Here is a 15,974-nt window from a genome sequence, read left to right as displayed (position 1 = left end):
AAAGGTCGCCTGAATACCCCAGTGGGGTTATCACAAGTGCATAGCTAATAAAGGGTTTAATGTCTTAATCTTCACCACCTAGGAAACCTAGGATATGCAATAAACTGGTAAACAAGTTATAGATGGACACATACAAGGACACTGTTGCCATGATGTAGTTTGTCTCACCGCCGTGCAGGATGTTGCTTGTCTCATAAAGAATAAAACCAGACATCAACAGTACAAACATTGCCGATACAGCTAAAGACAGAGCAGGAATCTGGAAAAAGATTGCCCCTAAGCCTGCAACAAACGCCAGTAAAACACCGACCATTAAGAAGCCACCCATAAAGGTAAAGTTCTTACGTGTGGTTAAAACATAAGCTGATAGGCCTAAGAAAATTATTCCTGTCATACCCATCGCATTCATTACGATAGAACCGCCACCCGGCATTGACAAATAATGACCAACAATAGGGCCTAGGGTGTAACCCATAAAACCAGTCAGAGCAAAGACTGAAGGTAATGCCCAAACACTATTGCGCAGCTTGTAGGTCAGAAAATATAAACCAAAAAAGCCGACTAAAGAGATGATGACACCGGGGTGAGGTAACTGGAGCGCAATGGATCCACCAGCAATGATCGCACTGAACAGCAAAGTCATAGATAACAATGCATAGGTGTTGCGTAGTACTTTATTAGACTCTAACGCAGATGGTTGCGTCTGAGCTGCTGAAGATCTTATAGATGTATTCATACACCCCTCCTGGTTTTTACTAACCAAAAGCCAAAAGGCTTTCCGGTATCAACAGTTCAAAATTTAACCGCCTACCAAAAACAATAAAACTCGATTATTATTAACAAAAGCATCGATTTTACCGAGTTTTTGATGATTAATTACAAACACCTTCACTATTTCTGGATGGTCGCTAAAGAGGGGAGCATAGCTGCTGCTGCTGAGCGTCTGAGTGTTACACCACACACAATTAGTGCTCAGCTGAGCTTGCTTGATGATTACCTTGGCTGCTCTCTCTTCACAAAAGTAGGTAGGCAATTAGAACTCACCGAAACGGGTCATATGGTTTTAAGCTACGCCAGTGATATCTTTTCGTTGGGTGGCGAACTGGAAGAACGGGTCCGTAATTTAGATAAGATCCGTCCCTTAGTTTTCAAGGTAGGCGTGGTAGATGTAGTACCGAAATCGATCGCTTATCACCTACTCTCCCCGGCTATGGATGACATCAACAATGTCAGAATGATTTGCCATGAGGGTGATATCAACGAGCTACTCGCAGAGCTTGCCCTGCATAGATTAGATCTGGTGATTTCAGAATCACCTATACCTTCTGATGTCAGTATTAATGGTTTTAGCCATAGTTTAGGCACCTGTGGCAGTAGTTTTATGGCAAGCCCATCAGTAGTTGAGCAACTAAGTGGAGAGTTCCCCCACAATCTTAATGGTTCCCCTATGCTGCTTCCAAGCGAAACAACCATTGTCCGCTCACAACTGCTACAGTGGTTTAGTAAGAACCGTATCCATCCTCGAGTGGTAGGCGAATTTGATGACAGCGCATTGATTAAAGCATTCGCCAATGCTGGTAAAGGGATTATGGTGGTACCTACGCCGATTAGAGATGAAGTATCTGCGCAGCTCGGTTTGGTGACGCTAGGTGAAACCAATGAGATTGTGAATAACTTTTACGCAATTTCTATCGAACGAAAGATCTCGCATACCGCTGTGGAAAAGATCACTACAGCCGCTAGAGACTGGTTAAAAAGCAGTAGTTAGGAACCACTATAACCATTACTTAACACGATGAGGGAGAATTTTTAATGCATACACCCAGCGCGATCATACTCAAATATCCCTCTCCTCAATTAGATTCAATAACATTCGAAGATGCGGTACTCGCAGACAAAAATGACTATCTAAAGAAATTGAAAAAATGGCAAAAGCGCATACTTGAAGTACAACAAGCTTATTATCATCAAAACCGCCGGGCCATAATTGTATTTGAAGGCTGGGATGCCAGTGGTAAAGGCGGCGCTATTAGACGTATCACCGAAAAGTTAGATCCTCGCGGTTTCACTGTTCACCCAATTAGTGCGCCAACATCAATCGAACAAAGCAAACACTACCTTCAGCGCTTCCAAGAAAAATTGCCGCCCGCAGGTTCTATCGCGATATTTGATCGTTCGTGGTACGGCCGTGTATTAGTGGAGCGGGTTGAAGAGTTTGCTTCACCACAGCAATGGCAGAGAGCCTACCAAGAGATAAACGAATTTGAACGTAGCTTGATTGATGATGGTGCTCGCATAATAAAAATCTTTATGCACATCACCCCCGATGAACAACTGAGGCGTTTTACCGAGCGCCTAAACAATCCAGTTAAACGCTGGAAGCTAACCACAGAAGATATTCGTAATCGTGAACGTTGGGAAGATTATACTCACGCGATCAATGACATGTTGCACTACACACATACAGAAATTGCAGCGTGGAATGTCATTGCAGCCAACCATAAATGGTACACACGGATAGAAGCACTCAAATGTGTTGTAAAACAACTATCCTCTGAAGTTGATATAACACCGCCGCCTTTAGATCCTGAAGTCACTGCGGCCGCCTACTCCTCTTTAGGCATCAAAGCTAAAGATTGAATAGATAGGCTTCAGAAACAAAATCCTGAATGCCTACTATGCTGTTAGTATCGAACCAAGCAAAACGCAGCACTCATGAATACTTCTCGCAAAGAAAGCGTCATTCAAATAAGTATTCTGGATATTCAGAAACGTCTGCTTCCTCGCGCCTATGAACTTCGTGACCGTTTACAAGCAGGCCTAGCAGCAGAATCCTACGACCTCGAGTTTTTAGAGACTCTCCACAAAGCGATCCAGAATTTACATATACTTTCTACAGATTCACCAGAGCACCATCTATTTATTGGTAACTTAGTACAGCTTTACAGTGCACTCATCAGCATGGCACTAAAAAATTCCGAAGACTAAAACCTCGCTCCCCATTCAACAAAATCATCAATTGAATGACATATTTCTGTAATAAATCTAATGCATGATGAGTATTAAATTTAAAGAGGCAAAGAAAATGACAGAAACAACTTTAACAACTCAGCTGAAGCAGTTGCTGAAACGTGGCTATTCCGAAATGGATGTTCGCAACTTAGCAATGGCACCTAAAAACATCGTAGATCAGGCCATCGCAGAGTTTCATGCGGAAGAACGTATCCATGAAAAAACCATTCAAATTCAACATAACCAGGCTAATTTTGCCATGCGTTTAGGTAACTAAGCCCGCCAACCAAACCAATCTTTCCTGTATCAAGCTATCCTTTAGCATTATTTCGTTCTTCTATTGACTTTGTTCAGATACAATTCACTCTGTTTGGGTTACTAATAGATGCTACTAGGGGGTAGCAGACTTGGTTGTGAGGGCGAAGTCGAATTAGTCCCAATGACAAACTCATGAGCACCTACAGGAAAATTACAATGAAAAAACTACTGATGGCGACTGCAGCTGCAGCAATGATGATTCCAGCAGCAGCAATGGCAGAACGTGACGGAGCTACTGTTTACAACACTAAATGTGCAATGTGCCACGCATCTGGTGTTGCTGATGCACCTAAAGTAGGTGATGCTGCAGCGTGGGCTGAACGCTCAGCACAAGGCATCGATGCACTTTACGCTACAGCTGACAAAGGTAAAGGCCAAATGCCACCACGTGGTCTTTGCATGGACTGCACAGACGGCGAACTAAAAGCTGCGATCCAGTACATGGTTGATAACTCTAAGTAAGTTAGAGTTTCAGCAATAAAAAAACCGCCTTTTGGCGGTTTTTTTATTGGAGCAGTAATTATTGCTTAGAAAATATCATCAGGTCTTAGATTGATAACTTCCCCATCAGGATCGCCATCTTGGCGCGCCTGAATCTTTTCTAAGGATTCCTTATCTTTACCCTTCTGCACAATAATCTCTACACGGCGGTTCTTAACACGGTTTGCACGAGTATCGTTTGGCACTAATGGTTTCGTGTCTGCCAAACCGAGTACTTTAAAGCGAGATTGATCGATTCGCGGATCGCCAAATAGTTCATGCGCTACCGCCAATGCGCGTGCAACAGACAGATCCCAGTTAGATTCAAAGCGTCGACCGGCATAAGGGATATTATCACTGTGCCCTTCAATAGCGACACGACCTTTAACATTTAAAAGCACATCTCTGATTTTAGCCAACACAGGAATTGACTCGAACTTCAGCTCGGCAGAACCGGAATCGAAAGAGCCTTTCTCCTTGATACGGATAATAATTTTCTTACCATCCGTCTCAACTTCAACACTACCTTCACCGATCTCTTGAGCCAAAGCAGCAGCAAACTCAACCGCTTCCTCTTTCGCTTCCTGCTCTTGTTGTTTCTGCAGCTCTTGCGCTTCACCCGCCTCTTTATCAGGCGAGTCGCTATCACCCTCTTTAGATCGAATATCCAAGGTATTCATATCGTTATTGACCGTCATCTGACGGACTTCGTTAAGAGGCGTGGGTTCTGGTCGACCAGGGCTAAATTCCTGCGCGATAATAGAGGTACCCTTTGGAATATCCTCTACTTTAATCTGGTTTTGAACACCAAACGCTTCGCGCATTGAACCTGCCAACTGTTTAAACTTCAGTACGTCCATCTCCGAGAAGGAAAGTAGAAGTACGAAAAAGCACATCAGCAGCGACATCAAGTCGCCAAACGTTGCCAACCAAGCCGGAAGCCCGGGGGGGCAGGGGGGGCATTCTTGTTCTTCGGTATCGTCACTCATCGCTCTAGTCCTTTACCGAATTAACCTTCAGCCGCTGCACGCTTGCCTTCTGGCAGATAGTTACGCAACATTTGTTCGATAACACGAGGGTTCTGACCCGCTTGGATAGCCAACAGACCATCAATAATCAAAGCCGAGTTCAACGCTTCCTCATCTTTACGGACGTTTAGTTTATCTGCCAAAGGAATGGTGACCATGGTCGCAAGCATTGCACCATAAAGGGTAGTTAGAAGTGCTACCGCCATCGCAGGACCGATGGATTTAGGATCACTCATGTTTGATAGCATCTGTACCAGACCTACCAGCGTACCGATCATCCCCATTGCAGGACCTACATCCCCCATCGCGGAGAATACAGTCGCACCAAATTCATGACGATCGTGAGTCAACTTAGCTTCTTTATTCAGCAGACCTTTGACGACTTCAGGGTCGTGACCATCCACCAGCAACTGGATTCCTCGCTGCATGAAATCGCTACTTACCGTCTTATCTTCTAGAGAAAGCAAGCCACCTTTTCGCGCCGCATCGGCCAGATCTACCGTTTCAGCGATAATCTCTTCTGGATTTAACGACTTGAACATAAATGCTTTAGCCGCAACTTTGCCGGCACCAAGGAACTGGGGCAGTGTGAATTTCATCAATACAACAAAGATGGAACCACCAACAACGATCAACAAAGACGGAGGGTTAATAAACACCCCAGCATCACCACCAGTGACGATCGCAGCTATTACAATACCAAAACTGCCTAATAATCCGACGAGCGTTGCTATATCCACTCATTACTCCTTAATTAAGCGCGCAAACTGTTCAAATCTAAGCTGCCTATCATAGCAAAAAAGCACAGGGTTTCACCCATCATACAATCGTTTAACTATAGAAATTGTATGTATATTTGCTTATAGCTGCTGGCTTCGGTAAGTTTAGCGCTTTCAATCTAAGATTCGCTCTTATGCCACGTAAGAAAAAAACAACTGACTTTGAACAATCCCTGCAAGCACTTGAATCCTTAGTGACCAAAATGGAACAAGGAGATCTTTCCTTGGAAGAGTCACTTCAAGCCTTTGAAGAGGGTGTCAGCCTAACTCGAGAGTGCCAAGGAATTCTTACTCAAGCAGAGCAAAAAGTTCAGCTTTTGATAGAATCCGACGGTGAACTTTCAACCAAACCGTTTACTGCAGACGAGGACAGCTGATCTTGGAGATCCGCAATCTACTCAAGAGCTACCAAGAGCGGGTAGATCACCACCTTCAGAAATGTATCAATAAAGACAGTATAGATCCGGTCCTACAAGAATCTATGCAATATTCACTATTCAATGGTGGAAAACGCATTCGACCGGCTTTGATCTATATGGTCAATGCAATGCTAGGCAGCAGTCACGAACAAGCCGACAGCGCAGCAGCCGCTATTGAGTGCATACATAGCTACTCTTTGGTTCATGATGATCTTCCGGCAATGGATGATGACGACCTAAGACGAGGCAAACCAACCTGCCATATTGCTTTTGATGAAGCGACCGCAATATTAGCGGGTGACGCTTTGCAATGTTTAGCATTCGAATTGATCTCATCCGATGACAAACTAACGGCAGAAACTCGTTTAAACCTTATCCAAAAGCTGAGTCATGCGTCTGGGCATCAAGGTATGGTTGTCGGACAATCGTTTGATCTGCGTAATGTGGGCAACTCTCTTTTACTTGAGCGGCTTGAAGCTATGCACCAACATAAAACCGGTGCCCTGCTGACTTGCTCAGTGCAAATGGGAGCCATCTGTGCAGGCTTAACCGATCAAAAACAGTTAGCCGCACTCGCAGAATATTCCAACGCCATCGGCCTAGCCTTCCAAGTACAAGATGACATTCTCGATATAGAAGGCGATTCTGCAGTGATCGGAAAACCTCAAGGTTCTGATCTAGAACAGAATAAACCTACGTATCCAGCTCTATTGGGTTTGGAAGGTGCTAAGCTGAAATTACAGCAGCTTCATCAACAGGCCCTATCGGCATTAGATGTATTCGGCGAAGACGCATCAGAACTAAAAGCCCTCGCTGATTTTATTGTGCATCGCGACCACTAATAACTGATCGAGCTTTATGTTCCATACAATCCCAAGTAAACGCCCTAACACACCTCTGTTGGATAGCATTGATAATCCAATCGCTCTGCGTTTACTCACGCCCGAACAACTTCCAGAGCTAGCTGAGCAATTAAGAGCTTATCTACTCTACAGCGTCGGACAAAGTGGCGGCCATTTCGGTGCAGGACTGGGTGTGGTGGAACTAACAGTGGCTCTGCATTATGTTCTTAACACACCGCAAGATCATTTAGTGTGGGATGTAGGTCACCAATGCTACCCCCATAAGATCTTAACCGGCCGTCGCGAACAGTTACCCCAAATCCGACAGAAAGAGGGACCATCCCCCTTCCCTAAACGGGACGAGAGCCCATATGATGATTTTGGTGTAGGTCATTCCAGCACCTCGATTAGTGCCGCTCTAGGCATGGCAATTGCCGATAAGATCCGTGGGATAGAGAGTAAATCTGTAGCCGTAATTGGTGACGGTGCGATGACGGCTGGTATGGCGTTTGAGGCGTTGAACCATGCAGCACATACCAACACCAACCTGCTGGTAATCTTGAACGACAACGATATGTCGATCTCCCACAATGAAGGCGGGCTGGCGACTTATCTAGCAAAAAACTTTAAAGACAGAAATGACGGTGAGACCACCACCGCCCTCTTTGAAGCGCTAGAGTTTGAATATACAGGCCCTGTTGATGGTCATGACTTTTCTAAACTCATACCGGTATTACAAGACATTCTTAATCGACCAGGACCACAATTCCTTCATTTGGTAACAACGAAAGGTAAGGGTTTCAAACCTGCTGAAGACGATCCGGTTGGTTATCACGCAATTACTAAGATCGATCCAATTCACCAAAAGCCTACGAAGAAAATCAGTTATTCCAATGTCTTTGGTCGTTGGATTTGCGATCTAGCCGAACAAGACCCACACCTGACAGCCATTACCCCGGCTATGCGTGAAGGCTCAGATTTAGTGGAGTTTTCTCAGCGCTTTCCTGACCGTTATTTTGATGTGGCTATCGCCGAACAACACGCACTGACTCTAGCGGCTGGTATGGCCTGCCAAAATATTAAGCCGGTAGTAGCCATCTACTCGACTTTTCTGCAGCGAGCTTATGATCAACTGATCCATGATGTGGCCATTCAAGATCTCGATCTATTGCTGGCCATCGATAGAGCTGGCTTAGTTGGGGAAGATGGTTCAACCCATGCAGGTTGTTTTGATATTGGCATGCTTCGCGGCTTACCAAAAGCTGTATTGATGACGCCTTCAAGTGCCGAAGACCTTCGCAATATGCTTTTCACCGGTTACCAATATCAAGGCTTAGCTGCGGTTCGCTATCCACGAGGCAGCGTTCCAGCACAAATAGATACACCCATGCAGGCAATTGAGCTAGGGCAAAGCCGAACGCTCAATCAAGGCAGTAAAGTTGCGCTTCTAAATTTCGGACCTTTACTAGAAACAGCTCAAGAGGTTGCAAACGACCAAGGTTATACCCTAATCGATATGCGCTTTGTTAAGCCTCTAGATCAAAATGTCCTTAAAGATGCAGCAGAAAGTCATGACTTATTAGTCAGCATAGAAGATCACAGCATCATTAACGGCGCAGGATCAAGTGTGAGTGAGTACCTACATCAAGAACAGATCAACACACCTTTACTGATGTTAGGTATACCTGATCGTTGGATTGGCCACGCATCTCGCGCACAGCAACTTCAACAATGCGGTCTTGATGCTGCAGGTATGATTAAAGCAATCGGAGATCGACTAAAAACGATCGCTTAAAGCCAAAAATAAGCGACTAACTGCAGAATTGCCGCGGCATAAACACCTGCTAGCAAGTCATCCAGCATTATACCCACACCACCAGAAACTTTCTGGTCAGCCCATTTGATCGGCCAAGGCTTCCAAATATCAAAAATACGGAATAGCACAAAACCAAGAGCAATCCATTCCCAGCCAGTTGGTGCAAGCGTCATGGTCAGCCAAAAGCCAACAAACTCATCCCAGACAATGCCGCCATGATCATGCACACCAATATCTTTTGAAGTGCGATCGCATAACCAAATGCCGATGATAGTCGTAACCACCAACATCAATAGATAAAACGGCAAACTCAAGTGTTGGAACCAAAGATAAGGAATGATCGCCGCCAAAGTGCCTACTGTGCCAGGCATCCAAGGAGCAGCACCGCTACCTAGACCAAACGCTAGAAAATGGATCGGATTTTTCCAAACACTACTAGGTACTTTATTCACGGTTATTCCTTTACGGCTTAGTCTAACAATCGCGGCTAACAGCCTACTTGAACATCAGGATTGGTGGAAGTGATCATAACCTGAGCCTGAAATTTCACAAGGTTCCCCTCGAAGAAACAGACTGAGTTCTGACTCCTCTGTGACCTTACCAATAACGGCTACTGAGGTTGGCAAACTAGGGATTAACGCTAAATGCTCCGGCGGCAGGGTGAAACATAGTTCAAAATCCTCACCACCGGTCAACGCCCACTGCTGCGCCTGCTGTTCCCCATAAGTATCCACCAGCTGAGAAGAGATCGGCAAAGCTTCTATCTGCAAACGCGCACCTAGGTTGCCACTAGCTTTTAAAATGTGCGCTAAATCGGATAACAAGCCATCAGAGATATCCACACAACTACTGGCAGAACCCACTAACGATTGACCTAGGCTGATACGCGGCACAGGCGAATAGAAACGCTCGAGCAAATACTCCGCATGAGTTTCATTAGTGAAGCCCTTAAGCAGCCCTTCAAGACCTCCACGGCTATCACCTAAGCTACCACTAACACAGATAATATCGCCCGGTTTAGCCCCATGACGACAAAGTCCCTTCCCTTGAGGCACAAAGCCATGCACTTGAGCAGAGAGAGCTAGAGGCCCACGCGTGGTATCACCACCAATGAGCGCAATACTGTACTCCTGGCATCGTATACCTAATTGAGAACTAAAGCGTTGCAGCCAATCTGCATCGGTTTGCGGCAACGTAAGCGCAAGCGTCAGCCAAGCAGGCTTTGCGCCCATAGCAGCTAGATCACTGACAGTGGAACCCATAAGGCGATCTGCGAGCTTTTCCGGCTGTATGTCAGGCAGAAAATGAGTGCCTTCAACCAGCGTATCAATAGAAATGGCGAGTTGCTGACCCTCGGGCAAATTAAGTAGAGCACAGTCATCCCCTACCCCTAAAGCAACAGAAGCATCCGAAGATGCTTCTGAAACCTGTGCGAAGTAGCGCTGTATCAGCTCAAATTCACCCAGCGGCATAGCTTACGCTTTACCTTCTCGTTTAGCGCGAATTTCGGCCATACGCACACGTTGCGCTAGTTTATCTAGCACGCCGTTCACATAACGATGACTGTCGGTTGCCCCGAATGTCTTCGCCAATTCAACACTTTCATTGATCGCGACGCGATATGGCACTTCCATGCGTTTAGAAAGCTCGTAAGCACCGATACGTAGAACGTTCAATTCAACAGGATCCAACTCTTCGATCTGACGATCAAGGAAGTCAGTAAACAGACCATCAAGCTCTGTTTTAGTTGCCGCAACGTTCTGCAACAATTCAGAGAATAAACGTACATCCGTATCACGCATGTCGTTATCTACACGGAATTGCGCTTCTAGTTCATGCAGAGGCTGACCAGCTAATGACCAAGAATACAAAGCCTGCAGCGCATAGCTACGAGCATTACGACGCTGAGATGTTAGCGAAGGTTTCTTTTTAGCTGCAGATTTTTTTTCGTTGTCACTCATCTGGCTTTAAACCTCAAGCTGCTTAAGCAAGCTAACCATTTCCAGAGCGGAAAGCGCTGCTTCTGCACCTTTGTTACCCATTTTAGTACCTGAACGCTCAACAGCTTGTTCGATGCTGTTTACTGTAAGGATGCCATTCGCAATAGGAAGATCGTAATCCAAAGATACCTGAGCAACACCTTTAGAGCTCTCGCCAGATACGTACTCAAAGTGTGGAGTACCGCCACGGATAACCGCACCTAGTGCGATGATCGCGTCATCTTTCTTCTGCGCTGCAACGCGTTTAACTGCCAACGGAATTTCGAAAGCACCAGGCACACGGATCACACGAATATTATCTTCGCTTACGCCATGACGCTTTAGAGTGTCGATTGCACCCTCTAGCAAGCTCTCAACAACGAATGCATTAAAACGGCCAACAACAATTGCATAGTTGCCGTCTGCGTTTACAAAATCACCTTCAAAGGTTTTAACAGTCATGATTTAAATACCGTTACAGTTATTCTTCACAAGGAATATATTCTTCGATCTCCAGATCAAAACCAGAGATCGCATTAAACTTCATTGGAGAACTAAGTAGGTTCATTTTACCTACACCTAGGTCTCGCAAGATTTGTGAACCAGTACCTACCGTTAGGTAAGCACCTGATGCACTAACATTAATTTTGGATTTCTGACGACCGTTGATCATCAGATCCGTCGCATCGCTTAGATCGATACGGTCACCCGTATCAAGTAGAAGCACAACACCTTGTCCCTCTTTAGCAACACGCTCCAATGCTTTACGCATAGTCCATTTCGGCTCATCGCCAGGTGCTACCGCACCGACTACATCACGTAGTACCTCTGTACGGCTATGAACACGCACATACGCTGGCTCATCAGCTTTCAGCTCACCTAACGTCATCGCTAGATGCGTGCAGTTTTGGATTTCGTCACGGTAAGTGATGTAGTTAAAATCACCGTACTCAGTAGACATCACGCCTTCGGATTCACGTGCAACTGTATGCTCATTAGCAGTACGGTAGTGAATTAGATCTGCAATTGTACCGATCTTAAGATTGTGCTTTTCCGCAAACTCTTCCAGATCAGGACGACGCGCCATAGTGCCGTCATCATTCATAATTTCAACGATCGCAGCCGCTGGCGTAAAACCTGCCAAACGCGCTAGATCACAACCCGCTTCAGTATGACCTGCACGGCTTAACACACCACCCGGCTGCGCCATAAGTGGGAAGATATGACCCGGCTGAACAATATCTTCTGCCTTCGCATCTGCTTTTACGGCTGTACGTACAGTCAAAGCACGGTCAGCAGCAGAGATACCTGTCGTTACACCTTCCGCCGCTTCAATAGACATCGTAAAGTTAGTTGAGAACTGAGCACCATTGCTCTGTACCATCAGAGGTAAGTTCAACTGCTCACAACGCTCACGCGTCAACGTTAGGCAAATAAGGCCTCGAGCGTGAGTCGCCATAAAGTTAATATCATCAGGGCGAACCATCTCTGCAGCAATTACAAGATCGCCTTCATTCTCGCGATCTTCATCATCCATCAGGATGACCATTTTTCCCTGACGAATATCTTCAATCAATTCTTGCGGGGTATTTAATTTCATTAACTTCGTACCGTCGTTAGCGGTTAAAACCGTGAGCAATTAAGGTGTCCATTGTCAGACCCTGTTCGCTCTGTTCATTATTATCAGTTGTTTGACCATGACCAATTAAGCGCTCCAGATAGCGAGCGATGATATCCACTTCCAAATGAACCTGTCGTCCTGTGACATATTCAGTCATGATCGTTTCTTGTGCCGTGTGAGGCACAATATTCAATTCAAAGCAGTCACCGTCAAGGGCATTTACCGTCAAACTAATACCATCAACCGTCACCGAGCCTTTCGCTGCTAAATAACGTTGAATCGCAGCAGGCGCTTTAACACTAAAGCGAATAGAACGAGCATCTTCACTACGCGATACTATTTCACCTATACCATCGACATGGCCAGTGACAATATGACCACCTAAGCGACTGGTTGGCATCAATGCCTTTTCCAGATTCACTCGCTCTCCAATCGCTAAAGTATGGAAACGCGTATAAGCTAATGTTTCTCGAGAAACATCAGCAATAAAGCCATCACCGGGCAATTCTACTGCGGTTAAGCAAACACCATTAGTGGCGATGCTATCACCCAGTTTAACGTCCGCCAGATCCAACTGACCTGTGCGAACATATAAGCGCATATCACCCGCTTGCTCTTCAATCGCTGCAATCGTACCTACAGCTTCAATAATACCGGTGAACATCTATGCATTTTCTCCATATTGAGGCTGTAAGATCAGCTTTAGATCATCACCCAACATGCGGCTATCTAACATCTGCAGCTCTACCTGCTCTGACATTTTAGTTAAGGGTAGCTCAAATAGTGGCTTAGCCTGACTTCCTAACAACTTCATCGCCATATAAACATGAAGTTCATCAGCCAATTTCTGCTCTACAAACGCACCGGCCAACACAGAACCAGTCTCAACAAGCAGATCGTTACACTGCTCTTCAGACGCCAGCCAACGTAACAAAGGCAATAAAGCCACACGGCCATTTTCAGCGGGCATCACTCGAACTTCTGCACCTGCGTCCTTAAGTTTGTTCTGCGCTATTGTATCATCAGAACAAGTAACAATAAGCGTTCGCCCCGGCTGCTTAAGAATGGAAGCAGTCAGCGGCATCTGTAGACGACTATCCAAAACAACGCGTAATGGCTGTTTCTGTACGACATCCGCAACATTAGGAAGATTTAACTGCGCTTCGCGAACCGTCAGTGCTGAGTCATCTTGTAGAATGGAGCCTATACCGGTCAGAATCACTGACGATTGAGCGCGCAATTTCTGTACATCACCACGTGCAGCAGGACCAGTAATCCACTTGGATTCACCTGAAGCCATCGCTGTTCGACCATCAAGGCTGATCGCAGATTTAACCCTAACAAAAGGTAAACCCGTCTCCATACGCTTGATAAAACCGGGGTTCAACGCTCGAGCTGATTCTTCAAGTAAACCCGATGTAGCTTCAATACCTGCTTCACGGAGCATAGTCATACCACGACCAGCAACCTGAGGGTTTGGATCAACCATCGCGGCAACGACTCGCGTCACGCCAGCGTTGATTAATGCCTCAGAACAAGGCGGAGTACGACCATAATGGCTACAAGGCTCTAGGGTTACATACGCTGTCGCCCCTTTCGCTTCTTCACCCGCAGCACGAAGTGCATTCACCTCGGCATGGCCTTCACCTGCGCGATAGTGAAACCCTTCACCCACGATATTGCCCTGTTTAACTAGCACACAGCCAACACGCGGGTTAGGTTGCGTGGTATATAGCCCCTCTTTCGCCAACTGAATGGCGCGGGCCATATATTCGCGATCAGAGACAGACCAAGTCGCACTCACTTAGTAGCACCCTCGGTATCATGCTCTTCCGATAAGCGTTCGATCTCAGCTTTAAACTCATTAATATCTTGAAAACTACGATACACTGAAGCAAAACGTACATAAGCAACTTCATCGAGTTTGCGTAGTTCGGCCATCACCTCTTCACCAATCTGGCGTGAAGGCAGCTCGCGCTCACCTGTCGCACGTAGACGATGTTTAATACGGTTAATACACGCTTCAAACTCTTCGATAGAAACGGGACGTTTTTCTAAAGCTCGATGAATACCTGCACGGAGCTTTTCATCGTCAAATGGTTGGCGAGAGCCATCAGCCTTAATTAGGCGTGGCATCAGCAGTTCTGCTGCTTCGTAGGTGGTAAAGCGCTCATTACAGTTAATACACTCGCGACGTCGACGCACCTGCTGACCTTCGGCCACCAGTCGAGAATCAACCACTTTGGTTTCATTGGCATGACAAAAAGGACAATGCATCAACTTTTCCTGTGTAAAGAGCGTTTATCTTCTCTGAGCTTAGTCTGAGAACAAAAAAGGGCGACCTTTTGGGTCGCCCGGAGATTGTACATTTTTCCGACTATAACTTACAGCCGGAACCCTGTTTTACTTGTATACAGGGAAACGTGCGCAGATCTCTTTAACTTGAGATTTAACACGTGCGATCACATCATCGTTGTTGATGTCATCTAGAATGTCGCAGATCCAGTTTGTTAGCTCTGTAACTTCTGCTTCTTTGAAACCACGGCGTGTTACAGCTGGCGTACCGATACGTAGACCAGATGTTACAAACGGAGAACGTGGATCGTTTGGAACAGAGTTTTTGTTTACAGTGATGTTGGCACGACCTAGCGCTGCATCAGCATCTTTACCTGTAAATTCCTTGTCGATCATATCAACAAGGAATAGGTGATCATCAGTACCTTCAGAAACGATCTTAATACCGCGTTTCATGAAAGTTTCAGCCATCGCCTGAGCGTTTTTAACAACCTGAGCTTGGTACTCTTTCCACTCTGGATCCATAGCCTCTTTGAAGCAAACCGCTTTACCAGCGATTACGTGCATCAATGGGCCGCCCTGAGATTCTGGGAATACAGCGAAGTTAAGTTTCTTCTGCAGATCTTCATCAGCATTTGCAGATAGGATCAAACCACCGCGTGGGCCACCTAGTGTTTTGTGAGTTGTTGTTGTAACAACGTCAGCAACACCGATTGGAGATGGGTAAACGCCTGCAGCAACAAGACCTGCGATGTGCGCCATATCAACAAATAGGAACGCGCCTACTTTGTCTGCAATATCGCGGAAACGCTGCCAATCAACAACACGTGAGTATGCAGAGAAACCTGCAACAATCATTTTTGGCTTGTGTTCTTCAGCTAGACGCTCAACTTCAGCGTAATCGATCTCACCCGTTTCTGGGTTTAGACCGTACTGAACCGCATTGTAAATACGACCAGAGAAAGAAACCGCAGCACCGTGAGTCAAGTGACCACCGTGAGCAAGGCTCATACCTAGAACAGTATCGCCTGGCTGACAAAGCGCCATGTAAACAGCAGCGTTAGCTTGAGAACCAGAATGAGGCTGAACGTTTGCGTAAGTCGCACCGAACAATTCTTTAGCACGATCAATCGCTAGCTGCTCAACAACATCTACGTGTTCACAACCACCGTAGTAACGCTTGTTAGGGTAACCTTCAGCGTATTTGTTAGTCAGCGCAGAACCCTGAGCTTCCATAACGCGAGGGCTAGTGTAGTTTTCAGACGCAATCAGTTCGATGTGCTCTTCCTGACGTACAGTTTCAGCCTGCATTGCAGACCATAGATCCGCGTCGAAATCAGCGATAGTCATATCTTTGCTAAACATTGGAGTTTCTGTCCCCTGAA

Annotated in this window: 20 protein-coding genes; 8 read left to right on the top strand and 12 right to left on the bottom strand. The window is 45.9% G+C overall.

What is annotated here, in order from left to right; all coding sequences use genetic code 11:
• Positions 1–64: 64 nt before the first annotated feature.
• Positions 65–736 (bottom strand): Bax inhibitor-1/YccA family protein, encoded by a 672-nt coding sequence (locus ACMXYS_RS01740; RefSeq protein WP_415883276.1) that lies wholly within the window; start codon positions 734–736, stop codon positions 65–67.
• Between the two features lie 132 nt (positions 737–868).
• Between ACMXYS_RS01740 and nhaR the strand changes: the two genes are divergently transcribed.
• The 5 genes from nhaR to ACMXYS_RS01715 all read left to right on the top strand — a co-directional run bounded on the left by nhaR (position 869) and on the right by ACMXYS_RS01715 (position 3,792).
• A complete protein-coding gene (nhaR, locus tag ACMXYS_RS01735) occupies positions 869–1,768 on the top strand; it encodes a transcriptional activator NhaR (RefSeq protein ID WP_415883275.1) in 900 nt (299 codons plus the stop codon).
• Between the two features lie 44 nt (positions 1,769–1,812).
• Entirely contained in the window at positions 1,813–2,640 is an 828-nt protein-coding gene (locus tag ACMXYS_RS01730; RefSeq protein WP_415883274.1) for a polyphosphate kinase 2 family protein, read from the top strand.
• A gap of 75 nt (positions 2,641–2,715) precedes the next feature.
• Positions 2,716–2,988 (top strand): hypothetical protein, encoded by a 273-nt coding sequence (locus ACMXYS_RS01725; RefSeq protein WP_415883273.1) that lies wholly within the window; start codon positions 2,716–2,718, stop codon positions 2,986–2,988.
• A 97-nt stretch (positions 2,989–3,085) separates the two neighbouring features.
• Positions 3,086–3,289 (top strand): hypothetical protein, encoded by a 204-nt coding sequence (locus tag ACMXYS_RS01720; protein ID WP_415883272.1) that lies wholly within the window; start codon positions 3,086–3,088, stop codon positions 3,287–3,289.
• 197 nt (positions 3,290–3,486) lie between these two features.
• Entirely contained in the window at positions 3,487–3,792 is a 306-nt protein-coding gene (locus tag ACMXYS_RS01715) for a c-type cytochrome (protein ID WP_415883271.1), read from the top strand.
• A 65-nt stretch (positions 3,793–3,857) separates the two neighbouring features.
• Here ACMXYS_RS01715 and ACMXYS_RS01710 read toward each other — a convergent pair whose 3' ends face one another.
• Entirely contained in the window at positions 3,858–4,799 is a 942-nt protein-coding gene (locus tag ACMXYS_RS01710; RefSeq protein WP_415883270.1) for a flagellar motor protein MotB, read from the bottom strand.
• 20 nt (positions 4,800–4,819) lie between these two features.
• Positions 4,820–5,578 carry a flagellar motor protein PomA gene (gene pomA / locus ACMXYS_RS01705; protein WP_415883269.1) on the bottom strand — a complete coding sequence of 253 codons (759 nt, stop codon included), beginning with the start codon at positions 5,576–5,578 and terminating at the stop codon, positions 4,820–4,822.
• A gap of 173 nt (positions 5,579–5,751) precedes the next feature.
• Here pomA and ACMXYS_RS01700 point away from each other — a divergent pair, with 173 nt between their 5' ends.
• The 3 genes from ACMXYS_RS01700 to ACMXYS_RS01690 are packed head-to-tail and all read left to right on the top strand — an operon-like array spanning position 5,752 to position 8,673.
• Positions 5,752–5,994, top strand: coding sequence for an exodeoxyribonuclease VII small subunit (locus tag ACMXYS_RS01700; RefSeq protein WP_415883268.1), 243 nt, complete (start codon positions 5,752–5,754; stop codon positions 5,992–5,994).
• 2 nt (positions 5,995–5,996) lie between these two features.
• The gene (ispA, locus tag ACMXYS_RS01695) at positions 5,997–6,878 is read left to right on the top strand and encodes a (2E,6E)-farnesyl diphosphate synthase (protein WP_415897419.1); all 882 of its coding nucleotides are present in this window, start codon (positions 5,997–5,999) and stop codon (positions 6,876–6,878) included.
• A gap of 16 nt (positions 6,879–6,894) precedes the next feature.
• Positions 6,895–8,673 carry a 1-deoxy-D-xylulose-5-phosphate synthase gene (locus tag ACMXYS_RS01690; RefSeq protein ID WP_415883266.1) on the top strand — a complete coding sequence of 593 codons (1,779 nt, stop codon included), beginning with the start codon at positions 6,895–6,897 and terminating at the stop codon, positions 8,671–8,673.
• On the opposite strand, the gene ACMXYS_RS01685 is transcribed toward ACMXYS_RS01690, so the two are convergent.
• The 9 genes from ACMXYS_RS01685 to glyA form a co-directional block, all read right to left on the bottom strand.
• Positions 8,670–9,146: a phosphatidylglycerophosphatase A gene (locus tag ACMXYS_RS01685; protein WP_415883265.1), complete on the bottom strand. Its 477-nt coding sequence runs from the start codon at positions 9,144–9,146 to the stop codon at positions 8,670–8,672. The two genes, ACMXYS_RS01690 and ACMXYS_RS01685, sit on opposite strands and share 4 nt — an antisense overlap.
• A gap of 54 nt (positions 9,147–9,200) precedes the next feature.
• Positions 9,201–10,166, bottom strand: coding sequence for a thiamine-phosphate kinase (gene thiL / locus ACMXYS_RS01680; RefSeq protein ID WP_415883264.1), 966 nt, complete (start codon positions 10,164–10,166; stop codon positions 9,201–9,203).
• Between the two features lie 3 nt (positions 10,167–10,169).
• On the bottom strand, positions 10,170–10,655 hold the full coding sequence (nusB, locus tag ACMXYS_RS01675) for a transcription antitermination factor NusB (protein ID WP_415883263.1): 486 nt from the start codon (positions 10,653–10,655) through the stop codon (positions 10,170–10,172).
• Between the two features lie 6 nt (positions 10,656–10,661).
• A complete protein-coding gene (ribE, locus tag ACMXYS_RS01670) occupies positions 10,662–11,135 on the bottom strand; it encodes a 6,7-dimethyl-8-ribityllumazine synthase (protein WP_415883262.1) in 474 nt (157 codons plus the stop codon).
• 19 nt (positions 11,136–11,154) lie between these two features.
• Positions 11,155–12,273: a bifunctional 3,4-dihydroxy-2-butanone-4-phosphate synthase/GTP cyclohydrolase II gene (gene ribBA, locus ACMXYS_RS01665; RefSeq protein WP_415883261.1), complete on the bottom strand. Its 1,119-nt coding sequence runs from the start codon at positions 12,271–12,273 to the stop codon at positions 11,155–11,157.
• Between the two features lie 16 nt (positions 12,274–12,289).
• Complete coding sequence (locus tag ACMXYS_RS01660; protein ID WP_415883260.1) at positions 12,290–12,958, bottom strand: riboflavin synthase; 669 nt, start codon at positions 12,956–12,958, stop codon at positions 12,290–12,292.
• Positions 12,959–14,098 (bottom strand): bifunctional diaminohydroxyphosphoribosylaminopyrimidine deaminase/5-amino-6-(5-phosphoribosylamino)uracil reductase RibD, encoded by a 1,140-nt coding sequence (gene ribD, locus ACMXYS_RS01655; RefSeq protein ID WP_415883259.1) that lies wholly within the window; start codon positions 14,096–14,098, stop codon positions 12,959–12,961. It lies immediately after the preceding gene.
• A complete protein-coding gene (gene nrdR / locus ACMXYS_RS01650) occupies positions 14,095–14,571 on the bottom strand; it encodes a transcriptional regulator NrdR (protein WP_415883258.1) in 477 nt (158 codons plus the stop codon). The genes ribD and nrdR overlap by 4 nt, the downstream gene beginning before the upstream one ends.
• A gap of 126 nt (positions 14,572–14,697) precedes the next feature.
• Complete coding sequence (gene glyA / locus ACMXYS_RS01645; RefSeq protein WP_415883257.1) at positions 14,698–15,954, bottom strand: serine hydroxymethyltransferase; 1,257 nt, start codon at positions 15,952–15,954, stop codon at positions 14,698–14,700.
• Between the last annotated feature and the right edge of the window lie 20 nt (positions 15,955–15,974).

The organism is Neptuniibacter sp. QD57_21 (assembly GCF_047778075.1).
Lineage (GTDB): Bacteria > Pseudomonadota > Gammaproteobacteria > Pseudomonadales > Balneatricaceae > Neptuniibacter.
This window is presented reverse-complemented; position numbering and strand designations above follow the sequence as displayed.

Bases quoted from the DNA above. Each gene is read 5' to 3' on its own strand.
- nrdR (WP_415883258.1), bottom strand. From the start codon at position 14,571: ATGCATTGTCCTTTTTGTCATGCCAATGAAACCAAAGTGGTTGATTCT.
- ACMXYS_RS01720 (WP_415883272.1), top strand. From the start codon at position 3,086: ATGACAGAAACAACTTTAACAACTCAGCTGAAGCAGTTGCTGAAACGT.
- ACMXYS_RS01700 (WP_415883268.1), top strand. From the start codon at position 5,752: ATGCCACGTAAGAAAAAAACAACTGACTTTGAACAATCCCTGCAAGCA.
- nusB (WP_415883263.1), bottom strand. From the start codon at position 10,655: ATGAGTGACAACGAAAAAAAATCTGCAGCTAAAAAGAAACCTTCGCTA.
- ACMXYS_RS01740 (WP_415883276.1), bottom strand. From the start codon at position 736: ATGAATACATCTATAAGATCTTCAGCAGCTCAGACGCAACCATCTGCG.
- ribE (WP_415883262.1), bottom strand. From the start codon at position 11,135: ATGACTGTTAAAACCTTTGAAGGTGATTTTGTAAACGCAGACGGCAAC.
- glyA (WP_415883257.1), bottom strand. From the start codon at position 15,954: ATGTTTAGCAAAGATATGACTATCGCTGATTTCGACGCGGATCTATGG.
- thiL (WP_415883264.1), bottom strand. From the start codon at position 10,166: ATGCCGCTGGGTGAATTTGAGCTGATACAGCGCTACTTCGCACAGGTT.
- ACMXYS_RS01710 (WP_415883270.1), bottom strand. From the start codon at position 4,799: ATGAGTGACGATACCGAAGAACAAGAATGCCCCCCCTGCCCCCCCGGG.
- ACMXYS_RS01715 (WP_415883271.1), top strand. From the start codon at position 3,487: ATGAAAAAACTACTGATGGCGACTGCAGCTGCAGCAATGATGATTCCA.
- ACMXYS_RS01725 (WP_415883273.1), top strand. From the start codon at position 2,716: ATGAATACTTCTCGCAAAGAAAGCGTCATTCAAATAAGTATTCTGGAT.
- ACMXYS_RS01690 (WP_415883266.1), top strand. From the start codon at position 6,895: ATGTTCCATACAATCCCAAGTAAACGCCCTAACACACCTCTGTTGGAT.
- ACMXYS_RS01730 (WP_415883274.1), top strand. From the start codon at position 1,813: ATGCATACACCCAGCGCGATCATACTCAAATATCCCTCTCCTCAATTA.
- ribBA (WP_415883261.1), bottom strand. From the start codon at position 12,273: ATGAAATTAAATACCCCGCAAGAATTGATTGAAGATATTCGTCAGGGA.
- nhaR (WP_415883275.1), top strand. From the start codon at position 869: ATGATTAATTACAAACACCTTCACTATTTCTGGATGGTCGCTAAAGAG.
- ACMXYS_RS01660 (WP_415883260.1), bottom strand. From the start codon at position 12,958: ATGTTCACCGGTATTATTGAAGCTGTAGGTACGATTGCAGCGATTGAA.